The organism is Halomonas lysinitropha, from assembly GCF_902500215.1.
GTDB lineage: Bacteria > Pseudomonadota > Gammaproteobacteria > Pseudomonadales > Halomonadaceae > Halomonas > Halomonas lysinitropha.
In genome coordinates this window covers 1-223 of the sequence record NZ_CABVOU010000017.1, presented here as the reverse complement: position 1 = coordinate 223, position 223 = coordinate 1, and the positions used below count along the sequence as shown (strand labels likewise).

Annotated in this window: 1 protein-coding gene; it reads right to left on the bottom strand. The window is 62.8% G+C overall.

Features of this window, described 5'->3' with window-relative positions; translation table 11 throughout:
- The coding region (locus HALO32_RS17895) for a hypothetical protein (protein ID WP_192576416.1) at positions 1 to 223 on the bottom strand (223 nt) is incomplete at both ends.

Here is a 223-nt window from a genome sequence, read left to right as displayed (position 1 = left end):
CGAACAGGCCCGAGAAGTCTCCACTGGCCATATCGCTGTCCGCGCCGATGGTCTCGGCATCCTGGGTGGTCAGGCTCGGCGCATCGAACGTCGTGTCCTCTGCGACACTCACCGTCGGCCCGTTATCGTCGAAGCTGAAGCTGTCGCTGATGTCGACCGTCTCGTCGTCGCTGGCGCTGTCCTCATCGCCATCCGTAATGGTGGCCGAAGCCTTCAGCAGGAT